The sequence below is a fragment of the Achromobacter sp. UMC71 genome (genome assembly GCF_014170305.1).
GTDB lineage: Bacteria > Pseudomonadota > Gammaproteobacteria > Burkholderiales > Burkholderiaceae_B > Achromobacter.
In genome coordinates, this window is sequence record NZ_LZZT01000030.1 from 17,599 (window position 1) to 33,225 (window position 15,627).

Sequence of the window (15,627 nt, forward strand, 5' to 3'; positions counted from 1 at the left end):
TTCAGGCCGCGTCCGTGCGCTGCTCTCGGTCTACACGAACGACGCCCGCTCCTTCAGCGCGGCCGGGTCGAAACCCGCCACCTGCTTGTAGCGCCGCGATATTCCTTCCAGCTCCTCGCGGCTGATCACGTCTTCGATGCGCGCAAACGGCTTGCCAGCCGAGCGTTCATGTACCTCGCGCAGGATGGCGTCGGGCGGGTTGCTGCGGTTGGTGAGCACCACGCGCGTCGTCGCTTCGACGCGGACGCGGTCGTACTGCTGCAGCGCCTCCGGAGTGAGCCCCAGGCGCTTGAGCTGGCCGGTCAGGTAGCGGGCGTCGATCACGGCCTGGCCCGCGCCGTTGGAGCCGCGCGGCACCATGGGGTGGGCGGCGTCGCCCAGGAGAGTCATGCGGCCCTGGGTCCACGTGGGCAAGGGGTCCTGGTCCACCATCGGATACTCCAGGATGGAATCCGCATCCTGGATCAGGCGAGCCACATCCAGCCAGTCGAAGTGCCAGTCTGCGAAGGCCGGAAAGAAATCCTCCAGCCGCCCGCTACGGTTCCAGTCGCGCACCGCGGGTTCGGCGGCGTCGATCTCGGCCACCCAGTTCACCAGCTGGTTGCCGTCGGCATCGATGCTGTCGCGGATGGGGTAGATGACCATCTTGCCGGTCGACAGCCAGCCGGCGCGCACCATGCTGGCCCCGGACAGAAACGGCTTGCAGCGGGTGGTGCCGCGCCACATGTTCACGCCCGAGTAGCGCGGCGCGCCTTCTTGGGGGTAGAGCTGCTTGCGTAGCGCGGAATGGATGCCGTCGCAGCCCACCGCAATGCGGCCGCGCACCGGCGCCAGCGCATGGCCGTCGCTGTCCTGGAAGTGGGCGGTGACGCTGCCGGCGTCCTGCGTCACGCCGGTGCAGCGGGCGTTGACCACCACGCTGTCATCGCCCAGGCGTTGCCGCACGGCCGCCAGCAGCGCCATCTGCAGGTCGCCCCGATGGATGGAGTATTGCGGCCAGTCGTAGCCGGCGTCGGTACCGGCCGGCTCGCCATAGATGAACTGGCCATGGCGCGTGTAGAACACCGATTCGCGGGTGCGCACGGCGATGGCGTCCAGCGCGGGCAGCAGTCCCAGTTCGTCGAGTTCGCGCGTGGCATGGGGCAGCAGGTTGATGCCCACGCCCAGCGGGCGGATCTCGCGCACGGCTTCGTAGACGCGGCAGGGTATCCCCGCCTGGTGCAGGCTCAGCGCCAGCACCAGGCCGCCCACGCCCGCGCCGATGATGATCACATCGGTGTCTTGGGCCATGGTCACACCATCCGCACGCTGAGCGTGCCCAATCCGTCCACGCCGCCGACCATCGTGTCGCCGCGCACCACCGGGCCCACGCCTTCGGGGGTGCCGGTATAGATCAGGTCGCCGGCTTCCAGGCGGAAGTACCTGGACAGGTAGGCGATGGTTTCAGCGACGGACCAAATCAGCTTGCCGATGTCGCTGCGTTGCTTGTCCTTGCCGTTGACCTGTAGCCAGATGGCTGCCTCGTGTATGCCGGCGACGTTGGCTGCGCGGTGCAGCGGACCGATCGGGGCGCTCAGGTCGAAGGCCTTGCCCAGTTCCCAGGGGCGACCGGCTTCGCGCATCTTCATCTGCAGGTCGCGCCGGGTCATGTCCAGGCCGACGGCATAGCCCCAGACGTGCTGCAGCGCCTCTTGGACGGCGATGTTCGCGCCGCCCTTGCCGATGGCCGCGACCAGCTCGATTTCATAGTGCAGGTTGGCGGTTTCAGGCGGGTAGGGCAGCGATATCGTGGTGTCCTGCGCGACCGGCACCACGGCGTCGGCCGGCTTGCAGAAGAAGAACGGCGGTTCGCGGTCGGGGTCGAAGCCCATCTCGCGCGCATGGGCGGCATAGTTGCGGCCCACGCAGTAGACGCGGCGCACGGGGAAGCTGTCGGCGCTGCCGGCGACGGGCACGGCAACGGGAGCGGCGGGGGCAAAGACAAAAGACATGGATCACCTTTTTTGGAATGCGGCGCCGGGGCCTGCACGGGTCCCGGCCGAAATGAAGGGCAAGCGCGCGCAGCGGTCAGGCGATGCGCTCTTCGCGCCACAGGCCCAGCGCGTCCTGCACCGGCCGGTCGGAATAGCTGAACAGCGTGGCGTCTTCCAGCGCCGCCAGTTGCATCGGCAGCCACGACGGCGCGACGAACACGTCGCGCGGGCCGAAGTGGAATTCGGCGTCGCCGATACGGGCCGTGCCGCGGCCTTCCACCACGCTGTAGACAGTGGAGTCGGTGCTGCGGAACGGCTTGCCCTGAAAGCCCGCGGGCAGCAGCTGCATGAAGGTGGCCATGGTGGGCATGGGATAGCCGCCCGTGGCCGGATTCAGGTAGCGCAGCTTCACGCCGTCCCAGGGATCGAGTTCGCCGTGGCGATAGAGCGCGTCCAGCGCCTCGCGGCTGCGCTCGTAGGGATAGTTGAAGATAGGCGAGGTGCCGCCGGCGGGGCGGTGCCGCACCGGCGCCATGTTGTGGCCAAAGCGCGCCATGCTGTCGCCTTCGGGCCGCGTGACGGGCTGGGTGGCCGACGGGTAGTTCTCGGCAAAGCCCGCGTCCAGGAAGCGCAGCAGGGGAATGTCCAGGCCGTCCAGCCAGACCACGGGCTCGCCGCCGTCCACGGTTTCCGCGTTGCCGTGGTCATGCCAGGTCCAGGACGGCGTGATGATGAAATCGCCCGGATGCATCGTGGTGCGCTCGCCGTTGACGGCGGTGTAGGCGCCGCGGCCTTCGACGATGAAGCGCAGCGCCGACTGGGTGTGGCGGTGGCTGGGCGCGATCTCGCCGGGCAGGATCAGCTGCAGGCCGGCGTACAGGCTTTGCGTGATGCTGGCCTGGCCGGGCAGGCCGGGATTTTCCAGGATCAGCACGCGGCGCACGGCCTCTTCGGCGGTGATGAGCGAGCCCGCGGCCATCACGTCGTCGCGCACGTCGTCGTATTTCCAGAGGGCGGGCACGCAGCGCGGCGCGGGCTGGCGCGGCACCAGGTTGTGCAGCGACTCCCACAAGGGCGCCATGTTCTTCTGGGCGATGCGCGCGTAATAGGCGGCGCGGTCCGCGCCGGTGGAATGGCTGTCGGGCATGCTTGTCTCCTGTGGAGCCGGCATCGGGGCCAACTCTCTTCTAGGCACGGCCCGCCGCTGCGAGAGGCGCGGCAGGTCCTGATGTGGAGACGATTATGCGGAACGAGCTATGTGTTTAATAATGAAATTATCTTATTATCCATATCAATAACCATATACGTACGGCGCCGCCCGGCCCACGTACGACACCTCATCAGAGACAAGAGGGCGCCATGGACTGGACCCACCGCCTGCGCCTGCGCAACCTGAAGATGTTGCTCAGCCTGGCCCAGACCCGCAACATCAGCCACTCGGCCGCCATGCTCAACACGACCCAGCCGGGCCTGTCGAAATGGCTGAAGGACCTGGAAGACGACATCGGCCTGCCGCTGTTCGAGCGCCATGCGCGCGGCCTGCGGCCCACGCCGCATGGCGACGTGCTGATCGCGCATGCGCAGCGGCTCGAGGCGCAGTTGGATCGCGCCAGCGCCGACATGACCGCGCTGCGCGAAGGCGGCGGCGGCCGCGTGGTGATCGGCGCCTCGGGCGCGTCGGCGTCCGACACCGTGCCGCTGGCGGTGATGAAGCTGCTGGAACGCATGCCACAGGCCCGCGTGAAGCTGGTGGAAGGCACTACCGACCGCCTGCTGGCGCAGCTGGCCCAGGGCGACCTGGACATTGTGGTGGGCCGTTCGGCGCCCGAGCACCACGACCCCGCCATCCGTTTCGAGGCGCTGTATCTCGAACCGATCCACCTGGTGGCACGGCCGCGGCACCCCCTGTTCGCGCTGGAACAACCGGGCTGGCCCGACCTGCTGTCGTACCGCTGGATACTCTGGCCCAAGGGCACGCCCATCCGTAACGCGGTCGACGCCGCGCTGGCCGCGGCCGGGCAGGCGCCGCCGGCCGACCACGTGGAATCGAATTCGGTCACCATCAACCTCACCCTGATCAACAACAGCGACATGATCGGCGTGGCCTCGCACCGCGCCGCGCTGCGCTTTGCCCAGATGAAGGCGATGCGCATCATTCCGGTGCGGCTGTCGGGTTTCGGTTCAGTGGCGATGTACTGGCGCGAGGACGCGTTCCGTCCGGCGGCGGTGCAGGAGGCCATGGCGGCCCTGCGCAAGACGGTGGCCGAACACGCGCCGGGCGTGACGAGGCTGTGATGGCATCCAGCCCGGGCCTGAACGCGCTGATCGCGCAGTGCCGCAAGCTGGAAGCGGCGCTGCGGGACGAGGCGGGGCGCCAGGCGGAGGCAGGGCACCGCCCGCATGAGGGTCCCGATGACGGCGTGAATGACGGCCCGCCCCACGGCCTGAATGACGGCCTCGACGACGGCTCGCATGACGGCCGGCATGAACCTGCGGCGACTTCCCGCGCGATGCACCGCTTCATCGCCGACATGGATGCGCGCCAGGCCCCGCCCGGCCTGTGGTCGCCGCTGGTGCTGGCGGTATTGACGATGGCGGGCGGCATCGGCGTGGGCATCGGCCTGCTGAGCCTGTTGCTGCGTCCCGCGGGGCCGGCGCTGGCGGCCTTCGCGCTGGTGCTGGCCTGTGCCGTCACCGCGCTGGCGCTGGCCATCGGCGTGGTGGCCTTCATGGGCGGCTATGCCTTCGGACTGGTGCTGCTCAAGCGCACCGCGCTGACGCTGGCCGCGGCAGGCGGCCTGGGGCTGATCGTCTGGTCGCAGGGAGATATGCGGGCCGTGGGCCCGGTGGTTGCCCTGCTCGGCGGCGCGGGCGCCTGGCTGCTGATGAACAGCAATGCGTTCTATGTATTCGCCGGCTACCAGATGGCGCGGCGCGTGATGCAGGCGCAGGCGCGGCGGCGCTGAGCCGCTGCCTGGCTGGATCTGTCCGGCGGCTCAGCGCCCGAATATGCAGTGGGGATACGGCAGCGGCGTTGCCCCGCTGTCGGCTCTAGTTGGCGCTGTTGGACCAGCCCTTGGATAGTTCCACCGCCTGGCGCCAGCGCTTCATGCGGGCGTCGCGCACCGATTGCGGCCAGGCCGGTTCGAAGGTGCGCTCGGCTTGCCACTTGGACGCGAATTCGTCCTGGCCCGCCCAGAAGCCGACCGCCAGCCCCGCCAGCCCGGCCGCGCCCAGCGCGGTGGATTCCGGTACCCGCGGACGCACCACCGGCACGCCCAGCAGGTCGGCCTGCATCTGCATCAGCAGGTCGTTGCGCGCGGCGCCGCCGTCCACCCGCAGCTCGGTCAGCGCGATGCCGCTGTCACCGTTCATGCAGGTGAGCAGTTCGGCGCTTTGCAGCGCGATGGATTCCAGCGTGGCGCGGGCGATGTGAGCGCGGGTGGTGCCGCGGGTCAGGCCCACCAGCGTGCCGCGGGCGTAAGGGTCCCAGTGCGGCGCGCCCAGGCCGGCAAAGGCCGGCACCATGAAGACGTCGTCGGTATCGGCCACGCTGGCGGCCAGGGATTCGATTTCCTCGGAGCGCTGGATGATGCCCAGGCCGTCGCGCAGCCATTGCACCGCGGCGCCGGCCACGAACACGCCGCCTTCCAGCATGTAGGCCGGCCGCCAGCCGGCTTGGCCCGGCACGGGCAGGCCCCAGCCGACCGTGGACAGCAGGTGGTTGCGGGACTGCACCGGCTGGTCGCCGACGTTCATCAGCATGAAGCAGCCGGTGCCATAGGTGTTCTTGGCCATGCCGGGTTTGAAGCAGGCCTGGCCGAAGGTGGCTGCCTGCTGGTCGCCCGCCACGCCGGCGATGGGGATGGAGCCGCCCAGCCATTCGGGCAGGGCCTCGCCGATCACCGCGCTGCTGGGCGCGATGGTTGGCAGCACGCTGCGCGGGATGTTCAAGAGCGCCAGGATCTCGTCGCTCCAGTCTTGCGTGTGCAGGTCGAACAGCATCGTGCGCGATGCGTTGCTGGGGTCGGTGCTGTGCACCGCGCCGCCGGTCAGCTGCCACACGAGCCATGTGTCCACCGTGCCGAAGGCCAGTTCGCCGCGTTCGGCCTTCTGGCGCGCGCCGGGCACGTGGTCCAGCAGCCAGGCGAGCTTGGTGCCCGAGAAATAGGCGTCCAGCACCAGCCCCGTGCGTGATTGCAGGAAGTCGGCATGGCCGTCCGCGCGCAGCTGGTCGCACATCGGGGCGGTGCGGCGGTCTTGCCAGACGATGGCGCGGGCCAGCGGGCGGCCGGTGGCGCGTTCCCAGATCAGGGTGGTTTCGCGCTGGTTGGTGATGCCGATGGCGGCCACGTCGGCGGCGCTGGCGGCGGCGTTGCGCAGGGCCTCGCGGGCCACGTCCAGCTGGCTGTGCCAGATTTCACCGGGATCGTGCTCGACCCACCCCGGCCGCGGGTAGTGCTGGCGGAATTCGCGTTGGCCGATGCCGCGCACCACGCCGTCGCGATCGAACACGATGGCGCGGGAGCTGGTGGTGCCCTGGTCCAGGGCTAGGACAAATTCATTCGTCGTCACTTTGTTTGGCGCCGTTCAGGTGTGCCCCGGCCAGCGGGTCGAGGCGTCTAAAGGAAAAGACCGAGGCCGCGCACAGCAGGCCGATGACGATGAAGCCGGCGATGACGTCGCGGACCGCCAGTGTTTCGGCGCCGCGCAGCGTCATGCTGATGTTCAGCGTGACGGCGGCCACACCCACGCCAAGGCTGATGCCCAGTTGCTGCGCCATGGCGGCGAAGCTGCTGGCGCGGCTCATCTTGGCGGGGGGGATATCGGCATAGGTTAGCGTATTTACCCCGGTGAACTGCAGCGACCGGAAGAAGCCGCCGATCAGCAGGATGGCGATCAGCAGCCACACCGGCGTGGCGGGCGTGAAGGTGGCGCAGACCATGATGAAGGCGCCGGTCAGCACCGCGTTCACGGTCAGCACGCGGCGAAAGCCGAAGTGCCGCACGATGGGTGTGGCCACGAACTTCATCAGCAGGGCGCCGGCTGCGCTGGCAAAGGTGATCAGGCCGGCCGAGAAGGGTGACAGGCCGAAACCTACCTGCAGCAGCATGGCCAGCAGGAAGGGCGTGGCGCCCACCGCGAAGCGGCACAGGTTGCCGCCCAGCGTCGAGATGGCGAAGGTGGGGATGCGCATCAGCGACAGGTCGATGATGGCGTAGTCGACGCGCCGCGCGTGCCAGCCATAGGCCAGGCCGCAGGCCGCGCCCAGCGCGATCAGGCCGAGCAGGGCGGGCAGCGGCATCACGTCGCGGCCGATGGCCTCGAAGCCGCTGACCAGCGCGGCCAGGCACACGGCGCTGAGCAGGAAGCCCAGCCAGTCCAGGCGCGGCGCGGTCTCTTCCTTGATCTCGGCCACGAAGCGCAGCACCAGGGCGATGCCCAGGATGCCGATGGGGATGTTGATCAGGAAGATCCAGTGCCACGACATGTAGGTGACCATGAAGCCGCCCAGCGGCGGCCCGATCACCGGCCCCAGCAGCGCCGGGATCGACAGGAACGACATGGCTTTGAGCAGATCCTGCTTGGGCACCGTGCGCAGCAGGATGATGCGCCCCACCGGCACCATCATGGCCCCGGCCATGCCCTGGATGACGCGGGCGATGACCAGCTGGGGCAGGTCCTGGGACAGGGCGCAGGCCACCGAACTGAGCGTGAACAGGCCGATGGCGGCCACGAATACCCGGCGCGCGCCGTAGCGGTCGGCCGCCCAGCCGCTGACCGGCACGAACACGGCCACCGACAGCAGGTAGGAGGTAATGGCGACGTTCAGCCGCACCGGGGTCGATCCCAGGGCCCGGGCCATGGCCGGCAAGGCGGTGGCCACCACCGTGGCGTCCAGCATCTGCATGAATAGCGCGCAGCCCACGATGAAGGGGATCATTCGCGCCGCGCGCACCGCGTCCGGGGTTGAGGGGGGAGCGGGATTGGCTGCGGCTGCGGATTCTGCGGACATGGCGGGAGGGGGCGTTGGGAGCCAAAAGATTGTAACGCCGGGGCCAGCCGCCGCGTGAAGTAAACTCCAGGGATCCGAAACCCATTGAAATTGGTGCCATGGCTGCCAACTACGAATCCGAGATCACCCTTTTCCTGAAAGACTTCAAGCAGTCGCACCCTGGCACCGAAGAGCGCCAGCGCGAAGGCCGCGCCCGTCTTTGGGACAAGCCGCAAGACGCGGAGCTGCTCGAAGGCTTCCGTGCGGCCCGCGTGCCGCAAAAGCCGTACGTGTATCAGGCCGACTGATACCCGTTGCGGCAGCCATGGCCCACACTCCCTCCGTCCCGGGCGATGCCCTGGCCGCGCTAGTGGAACCGCCCGTCGACAGCACCCCTGACACGATCGACAGCGTCGCGTTCGCGCGTCTGTACGGCGAGCCGCTGTTCCAGATGCCGACGGACCTGTACATTCCGCCGGACGCGCTGGAGATCTTCCTCGAGGCGTTCGAGGGGCCGCTGGACCTGCTGCTCTACCTGATCCGCAAACAGAACTTCAATGTGCTGGACATCCCCATGGCGGATGTCACGCGGCAGTATCTGTCCTACGTGGACCAGATCCGCATCCACAACCTTGAGCTGGCGGCGGAATACCTGCTCATGGCGGCGATGCTGATCGAGATCAAATCGCGCATGCTGCTGCCGGTCAAGAAGACCGACACCGGCGAAGAACCCGAAGACCCGCGTGCCGAACTGGTGCGCCGCCTGCTCGAATACGAGCAGATGAAACTGGCCGCCCAGAAGCTGGACGCCTTGCCCCAGCTGGGCCGCGACTTCGTCAGCAGCCATGCGGTGGCCGACCTGAGCGTCGAGCGCATGCTGCCCGAAGTCAGCGTGGACGACCTGCGCGAGGCCTGGGCTGACATCATGAAGCGGGCCAAGCTCAACCAGCACCACCACATCACGCGCGAGCAGTTGTCGGTGCGCGACCACATGACGCACATCCTGCGGCGCCTGAACGACGTGCGCTTCATGGAATTCGGCGACCTGTTCATGGAACGCGTGCGCGAAGGCGCGCCCGCCGCGGTCGTCGTGGTGCACTTCATCGCCATGCTGGAACTGGCCCGCGAATCCTTGCTGGAAATCACGCAGGCCGAACCCTATGCGCCCATCTACGTGCGCCTGGCCTACACCAGCGTCGCGGCGGTCGCGGCCTAGCAGGCCCTGAAACCTGGCCGGGCTGCCCCCACAACCCCGGAGAGTCTCCTTGAAAGTCGTACACACCATCCAGGAATTGCGCGATCACCTGCGCGGCCAGAACCGCGTGTCATTCGTGCCCACCATGGGCAACCTGCACGAAGGCCACCTGGCGCTGATGAAACTGGCGCGCCAGCACGGCGATCCCGTCGTGGCCAGTATCTTCGTGAACCGCCTGCAGTTCGGGCCGAACGAGGATTTTGACCAATACCCGCGCACCCTGGCCGCCGACATCGAAAAGCTGGAACGCGAGCGCGACGTCTACGTGCTGTTCGCCCCGAACGAGCGCGAGATGTACCCCGAACCGCAGAACTACCGCGTGCAGCCTCCGGACGACCTGGGCGACATCCTGGAAGGCGAGTTCCGCCCCGGCTTCTTCGCCGGCGTCAGCACCGTGGTGCTCAAGCTGTTCTCCTGCGTGCAGCCGCGTGTGGCCGTGTTCGGCAAGAAGGACTACCAGCAGCTGATGGTCGTGCGCAACATGTGCCGTCAGTTCCAGCTGCCCGTGGAAGTGCTGGCGCACGAGACCGTGCGGGCCGCCGATGGCCTGGCGCTGTCGTCGCGCAACCGCTACCTGAGCGACGCCGAGCGCGCCGAGGCCCCGGCCCTGTACGCGGAACTGCAACGTATCAATGCCCGCCTGGCGGCCGGCGAACGCGACGCGGCCGCGCTGGAGCGCGACGCCACCGAGACCCTGAATGGCCGCGGCTGGCGTGTGGACTACATCGCCCTGCGCCGCCAGCGCGATCTCAAGCGTCCGGAAGCCGCCGACCTCCAGGCCGGCGAGCCCGTGGTGGTGCTGGCCGCTGCCAAGCTGGGCGCGACGCGCCTGATCGACAATCTGGAACTGTCCTATACCGCATAGGGAGTAGGGCGTTGGGGGCGCCCTGCGGGCGTCCTCCAGCGGACCCCTGGCAGAATTGCCAGCTTACGCGCCCACAAGGGGCCGGGCAGACTCACTGCAATCCTTCATTGCAGAGCTGTCCCATGCAAACGCCTCGCCCTGATCTCAACGCCGTCCTGTCCGCCCTGACGCCGCGCGAGCGGCAGATCGTCGCCTATGTCGCGGCGGGCCGTCCCAACAAGGTCATCGCCATCGACCAGGGCATTTCGCTGCGTACCGTCGAAGCGCATCGCGCCCGCATCTTCGCCAAGCTGCGGGCGCGCAACGCCATGCAACTGGCCTGCCGGCTGTGCGCCCATGGCCGTTCGGGTGCTTCGCCGGTATCGGGCGTTACCCCGGACGATGCCGCGGGGCCGGCGCCGGCTTGGGCCCAGGGGCGGCCGGCGCAGCCGTCGCCTTGGCTGCACGAACCCCATGACGCTCGCGCCAGGTATTCGGCCAAGTCCGTTCCGCCGGACCCTAACGCATTGGATACGTCAGCCCCGGGACCCGCCCCCGACGATGAACGCGGTACGTCGCCCGCTGCCCAAAAAAAGGGGCATCAAGGCCAGGCCGGTCAGCCAAATGGCGCGGATGAGCCGGTATAGATTGCCAGCGATGGCGTAAGTGTGCACTTACATTGGCTTTTCCGATCGACCAAAACACAAGGCCTGTCGAACGCGAAGTCCGGCAGGCCTTGGGGGCGGGTATCGGGTCAGGCCGAGGGGGATACCCGGCCTGCCAGGCTCACGGGCACTGGGGCGCGGTGGCCTTGGCCAGCTCGTCGATCGGGTCCAGATCCGGCTGCCGGGTCAGGTTGTAGTTCAGGTTGGGCGTCTGGCCGGCGATGGAACGCACGCGCAGCACGTTGTTGGCGGCCACCAGGAATTCCACCCGCACATTGCCCTGGTTATCGAGCAGGATGACGCGCGGCGGGCGCTCGTCGGTGGCGTCCCAGCAGCCTTGCTCCACAACTGGGGCCGCCTTCTTGGCGGCGTCTTCCAGGTAGGCCGTGCGGCCACGCCAGCGGCCGTTGGGTGCCAGGGTCAGGGTCACGCGCTGCGCCGTGCATTGCATGGCGGGCGAGAAACACGGCAGGGTGCCCATATAGGTTTGCGGTTGCGGAACCAGGCTGTTGGCCGCAGCGCTTTGCGTGTTGCCGCCGGCGGGGGCCGCGACCGGTGCCGGGGCCGATCCGGCCGTGGCGCCCGAACCGCTTTCCGCGCCTTCGGGCACGGCCTGGCCGTCTTCGGTGATGGCTCCGCCCTGGGCGGCCTGGCCGGATTGGGCCTGGGTTTTCTTCTGGTCGGGCTTGAGCGCGATCTGCACTTGCGAGGGGGCCCGCAGCACGGTGCGGTAGCCGGCGCCCGAACCCTGGTACTGGGCGTCGGTGACGGTGCTTTCCGCCGGGGGATCGTAATAGCCTTCGGTGCGTTGCTGGGCGCAGCCCGCAGCGCCCAGTGCCGTGCCCGCTAGCAGCAGCCCCACGATGCTGAGTTTGCGGGGGCGGGTGAGGATTTCTACGCGCGCGGCCATGGCAGCTGATCCGTAAGTTGAGTCTGTCTCCGATTTTACGCACTTATGCGAAGATTCGATACGTTCCCCCATACCCTGAAAGACACTGTTCGCCTTTTATGCACAAATTACGACACGGTCCCAGGCAGCAAGCCTGCCGTTTTGCCGCAAATGCCGGATGTTCGGCAGGACGGGCCGTGTCGCGGGGGCTCGCATGACGACCCTGTGGCATGTCTTTCCGGTGCCCCTGGCGGTGTTCGTCGGCCTGGCCGCGGTGGCCGGGTTGTTCGTCGGCGGCTGGCTGACCCGGCTGACCTACCGCCTGCCGCGCATGATGGAACGCGAATGGCAGGCGCAATGCCTGGATTCGGTGGGCAAGGCGCGGCCGGCCTCCGACTACGGCTTGCTGGCGCCGCCCTCGCATTGCCCGCGTTGCGAGGCGCCGGTGGCCGGCTGGCGCCAGCTGCCCCTCGTGGGCTGGCTGGCGCTGCGGGGCCGTTGCGGGGTCTGCCACGGCGCGATCGGCTGGCGCTACCCCGCCATCGAACTCACCACCTGCGTCCTGTTCGCCGCCTGCGCCTGGCGTTTCGGCGCCACGCCCATCGCGTTGTGCGCCATGGGGCTGTCCGCCGCGCTGGTGGCGCTGGCCTGGATCGACCTGGAATCCACGCTGCTGCCCGACTCGATCACCCTGCCGCTGGCCTGGGCCGGCTTGCTGGTGAACCTGTTCGACGCCTTCACCACGTTGCCGCTGGCGGTGGTGGGCGCGGTGGCTGGCTATCTGTTCCTATGGGTTATCTTTCATGCATTCCGCCTGCTGACGGGCCGCGAGGGCATGGGTTTTGGCGACTTCAAGCTGCTGGCCGCGCTGGGCGCGTGGTTCGGCGTGGGAGCGCTGCCGATGCTGCTGTTGGGCGCCTCGGTGGTGGGCGTGGTGATCGGGGGCGCGCAGACGCTCAGCGGCCGCGCCCAGCGCGGCCAGGCGCTGCCGTTCGGGCCGTACCTGGCGCTGGCGGGCGTGGTGGTGCTGCTGTTGGGCGGCGAGCAGGGCCTGGGATGGCTGCTGCGCTGATGCCGGCCACCGAACCGGATCAAGACCTGAACCCATAGGAATGACGGACATGTTCAATATCGGCCTGACAGGCGGCATCGGTTCCGGCAAGTCGCGCGTGGCCGACATGCTGGGGCAGTGGGGCGCGTCGGTGGTGGACACCGACGAGATCGCGCGCACGCTGACCGCGGCTGGCGGCGCCGCCATGCCCGCGATCGAACGCGAGTTCGGGCCCGGCGCGCTGACGCCGGACGGCGCGCTCGACCGCGATTGGATGCGCGAGCGCGCCTTTGCCGATCCGCAGGTGCGCCTGCGCCTGGAGGCCTTGCTGCATCCCGCGATCGGCCAGGAAACCGAGCGCCAGGCCGCGGCCGCGCGCGGGCCGTATCTGGTGTTCGTGGTGCCCTTGCTGGTCGAGTCGATCACGCGTTGGCGCGACCGCGTCGACCGCATCTGCGTGGTCGATTGCGACCCGGAAACCCAAGTGGCGCGCGTGCGCTCGCGCAGCGGGCTGACGGACTCTGCCATCAGGCGTATCATGGCGGCACAGGCTGCGCGGGCAAGCCGGTTGGCAGTCGCCGACGACGTCATCAATAACGACGGCGCGACCTCGCCGGAACAATTGCGCGCGCAGGCGAAGACCCTGCATGATCGCTGGCTGGCGCTGGCGGCCACGACGGGCCGGCAAGCCCAGGGCTTGGCCGGCACCCCTGAATAATCTCGGCCGTCAGGCCGACCACTGATGGGCCTGTTTACAAGCGTGATTGTTTACGAATATCCCTTCAATGAGCGCATTCGCGCTTACCTGCGGCTCGAATACCTGTTCGACAGGTTGTTCTTCTTCGCCCGCGAGGGAGACTCACGCCAGCACCAGGTCGCCGTCACCTCGCTGTTCGACCTGCTCGATGCGTGCGAACGCACCGATGTGAAAGGCGCCGTCCTGCAAGACCTCGAACGCCAGCGCGTGGCCCTGATGGGCCTGCGCGACCACCCCGGTGTGGCGCAAGACGCGCTGGAAGGCATGCTGCGCGAGCTCGAAAAAGTGTCCACTGCCCTGGCCGCGCCCGGCAAGACGGGCCAATCGCTGCGCGAGAACGAATGGCTGACCAGCCTGCGGGGCCGCCTGTCGGTGCCCGGCAGCGCCACTCAGGTGGACATGCCCTCGTACTACGCCTGGCAGCACAAGTCCGAAGCCGCGCGCTGCGCCGACCTGCAAGGCTGGCTGGCGCCCTTCATCCCCCTGTACGAGGGCCTGACCCTGGCCCTGCGCTTGCTGCGCGAATCGGGGCGCAAGGCCGACATCGTGGCCGAGCAAGGCGCCTACCAGCAGATGCTGGCCGGCAAGCAGTTCCAGCTGCTGCGCGTGTGGGTGGATCCGGCCCAGGGGGCGTTTCCCGAGATCAGCGCGAACAAGTACATGATCTGGATCCGCTTTTCGACCCAGGACGGCGAATTCAAGCCGCAGCAGGTCGCCCGCGACATCCCTTTCCAGATCACGCTCTGCAATTCCTGATCTGGACGGGCGAAGGACCGCCGCGGCTCCCCGGCCCGGCGACCCTGGACTGGCGGCGCTCACTCCCCGATTCCTGTTGCGGCCTATTTCAGTCGTAACGGCCGACCGCTGAAATGGCGTTTGTCTAGTACACAATACGGCTTTCTCCGTCAGTGCCGGAACCGTTTCCCATGTCCGATAGCCGTCCCGTTTCTTCGCCTTCCCGCTGGACCCGCCGCAGAATCATCGGGTTAGCGGTGCTTTTGCTGGTCGTGGCCGGCATCGCCTGGTTGGCGCTGCGGCCGGCGGCCAAGCCGGGCGGCGCGGGCGGCGGGCGTCCCGGCGCCGGCGGGCGGCCCAACATGGCCGCGGCCATGGCCAACCTGGCCGTGCCGGTGCGGGTGGCCACCGCCGTGACGCAGGACATCGACATCTTCCTGAAGTCGCTGGGCACCGTCACCGCCTACAACACCGTGACCGTGCGCAGCCGCGTCAGCGGCGAGCTGGTGGATGTGCCGTTCCAGGAAGGCCAGATGGTCAAGGCCGGCGACCTGCTTGCCCAGGTAGACCCGCGCGCCTTCCAGGTGGCGCTGGACCAGGCCCGCGGCACCCAGATGCAGAACCAGGCGCTGCTTGAAAACGCGCGCCGCGACCTGCAACGCTACCAGGCCCTGTTCAAGCAGGACTCCATCGCCAAGCAGCAGGTCGACACCCAGGCCGCGCTGGTGCGCCAATACGAAGGCACCATCAAGAGCGATCAGGCCAATGTCGACAATGCCCGGCTGCAACTGGACTACGCCCGCATCACCGCGCCGATCAGTGGCCGGTTGGGCCTGCGCCAGGTCGACCGCGGCAACCTGGTGTCCAGCTCGGACACGAACGGCCTGGTCGTGATCACCCAGACCCAGCCGATCTCGGTGGTGTTCACGCTGCCCGAGACCCAGCTGCCCGAAGTGCGCGCCGAACTGGCCCAGGGCAAGACGCTGGCGGTCGATGCCTACGACCGCGCCGACACCCGGCGCATCGCGTCCGGCACGCTGGAAACGCTGGACAACCAGATCGACGTCACCACCGGCACACTCAAGCTCAAGGCCAAGTTCGACAACCAGGACGATGCGCTGTTTCCCAACCAGTTCGTCAACGTGCGCCTGCACGTGCTGACGCGCAAGGACGTGACCGCGATTCCGACGGCGGCGGTGCAGCAGGGTTCGGCCGGCGCCTTCGTGTTCCAGGTGCAGGCGGACAACACCGTGCAGGTCAAGCAGGTGAAGCTGGGCGCCATCAACAATGGCATGGTCGCTGTGAACGAAGGCCTGCAGCCGGGCGACCGCGTCGTGACCGAGGGCACCGACCGCCTGCGCGCCGGCGCCAAGGTCGAGGTCGTGGGCGGGGCAGAAGTGATCCCCAAGGATAAGTCGTTGGGCGGGGGCGCCCCGGCGGGCACCACGCCGGCGACCCGGTAA

At 68.3% G+C, this 15,627-nt stretch carries 16 protein-coding genes; 10 read left to right on the top strand and 6 right to left on the bottom strand.

Features of this window, described 5'->3' with window-relative positions; all coding sequences use genetic code 11:
• Positions 1–30: 30 nt before the first annotated feature.
• The 3 genes from A9974_RS13890 to gtdA all read right to left on the bottom strand — a co-directional run bounded on the left by A9974_RS13890 (position 31) and on the right by gtdA (position 3,120).
• Entirely contained in the window at positions 31–1,290 is a 1,260-nt protein-coding gene (locus A9974_RS13890; protein WP_183004760.1) for a flavin-dependent oxidoreductase, read from the bottom strand.
• 2 nt (positions 1,291–1,292) lie between these two features.
• Positions 1,293–1,991, bottom strand: a complete 699-nt coding sequence (locus tag A9974_RS13895) for a fumarylacetoacetate hydrolase family protein (protein ID WP_183004761.1) — start codon at positions 1,989–1,991, stop codon at positions 1,293–1,295.
• Between the two features lie 76 nt (positions 1,992–2,067).
• Positions 2,068–3,120 carry a gentisate 1,2-dioxygenase gene (gtdA, locus tag A9974_RS13900; protein ID WP_183004762.1) on the bottom strand — a complete coding sequence of 351 codons (1,053 nt, stop codon included), beginning with the start codon at positions 3,118–3,120 and terminating at the stop codon, positions 2,068–2,070.
• 212 nt (positions 3,121–3,332) lie between these two features.
• Here gtdA and A9974_RS13905 point away from each other — a divergent pair, with 212 nt between their 5' ends.
• The gene (locus A9974_RS13905) at positions 3,333–4,268 is read left to right on the top strand and encodes a LysR family transcriptional regulator (RefSeq protein ID WP_183004763.1); all 936 of its coding nucleotides are present in this window, start codon (positions 3,333–3,335) and stop codon (positions 4,266–4,268) included.
• Positions 4,265–4,939, top strand: coding sequence for a hypothetical protein (locus A9974_RS13910; RefSeq protein WP_370539631.1), 675 nt, complete (start codon positions 4,265–4,267; stop codon positions 4,937–4,939). The genes A9974_RS13905 and A9974_RS13910 overlap by 4 nt, the downstream gene beginning before the upstream one ends.
• An 85-nt stretch (positions 4,940–5,024) precedes the next feature.
• Here the strand turns inward: A9974_RS13910 and glpK are convergent, their stop codons facing one another.
• Positions 5,025–6,548, bottom strand: a complete 1,524-nt coding sequence (gene glpK / locus A9974_RS13915; protein WP_183004764.1) for a glycerol kinase GlpK — start codon at positions 6,546–6,548, stop codon at positions 5,025–5,027.
• Complete coding sequence (locus A9974_RS13920) at positions 6,535–7,989, bottom strand: DHA2 family efflux MFS transporter permease subunit (protein WP_183004765.1); 1,455 nt, start codon at positions 7,987–7,989, stop codon at positions 6,535–6,537. Before A9974_RS13920 ends, glpK begins: the two co-directional genes overlap by 14 nt.
• Before the next feature lie 98 nt (positions 7,990–8,087).
• Between A9974_RS13920 and A9974_RS13925 the strand changes: the two genes are divergently transcribed.
• The 4 genes from A9974_RS13925 (at position 8,088) to A9974_RS29485 (ending at position 10,714) form a co-directional block, all read left to right on the top strand.
• The gene (locus A9974_RS13925; protein WP_183004766.1) at positions 8,088–8,276 is read left to right on the top strand and encodes a DUF3460 family protein; all 189 of its coding nucleotides are present in this window, start codon (positions 8,088–8,090) and stop codon (positions 8,274–8,276) included.
• Between the two features lie 17 nt (positions 8,277–8,293).
• The gene (locus tag A9974_RS13930) at positions 8,294–9,184 is read left to right on the top strand and encodes a ScpA family protein (protein WP_183004767.1); all 891 of its coding nucleotides are present in this window, start codon (positions 8,294–8,296) and stop codon (positions 9,182–9,184) included.
• A gap of 49 nt (positions 9,185–9,233) precedes the next feature.
• A complete protein-coding gene (panC, locus tag A9974_RS13935; protein ID WP_183004768.1) occupies positions 9,234–10,088 on the top strand; it encodes a pantoate--beta-alanine ligase in 855 nt (284 codons plus the stop codon).
• 122 nt (positions 10,089–10,210) lie between these two features.
• On the top strand, positions 10,211–10,714 hold the full coding sequence (locus tag A9974_RS29485) for a response regulator transcription factor (protein WP_304503316.1): 504 nt from the start codon (positions 10,211–10,213) through the stop codon (positions 10,712–10,714).
• A gap of 139 nt (positions 10,715–10,853) precedes the next feature.
• Here A9974_RS29485 and A9974_RS13945 read toward each other — a convergent pair whose 3' ends face one another.
• Positions 10,854–11,642 carry a copper resistance protein NlpE N-terminal domain-containing protein gene (locus tag A9974_RS13945; RefSeq protein WP_183004769.1) on the bottom strand — a complete coding sequence of 263 codons (789 nt, stop codon included), beginning with the start codon at positions 11,640–11,642 and terminating at the stop codon, positions 10,854–10,856.
• Positions 11,643–11,835: 193 nt separating this feature from the next.
• On the opposite strand from A9974_RS13945, the gene A9974_RS13950 reads away from it, so the two are divergent.
• The 4 genes from A9974_RS13950 (at position 11,836) to A9974_RS13965 (ending at position 15,627) form a co-directional block, all read left to right on the top strand.
• A complete protein-coding gene (locus A9974_RS13950) occupies positions 11,836–12,693 on the top strand; it encodes an A24 family peptidase (protein WP_183004770.1) in 858 nt (285 codons plus the stop codon).
• Positions 12,694–12,742: 49 nt separating this feature from the next.
• Positions 12,743–13,390 (top strand): dephospho-CoA kinase, encoded by a 648-nt coding sequence (gene coaE, locus A9974_RS13955; RefSeq protein ID WP_183004771.1) that lies wholly within the window; start codon positions 12,743–12,745, stop codon positions 13,388–13,390.
• Positions 13,391–13,432: 42 nt separating this feature from the next.
• Complete coding sequence (gene zapD, locus A9974_RS13960; protein WP_370539632.1) at positions 13,433–14,185, top strand: cell division protein ZapD; 753 nt, start codon at positions 13,433–13,435, stop codon at positions 14,183–14,185.
• Between the two features lie 170 nt (positions 14,186–14,355).
• Positions 14,356–15,627, top strand: a complete 1,272-nt coding sequence (locus A9974_RS13965; protein WP_183004773.1) for an MdtA/MuxA family multidrug efflux RND transporter periplasmic adaptor subunit — start codon at positions 14,356–14,358, stop codon at positions 15,625–15,627.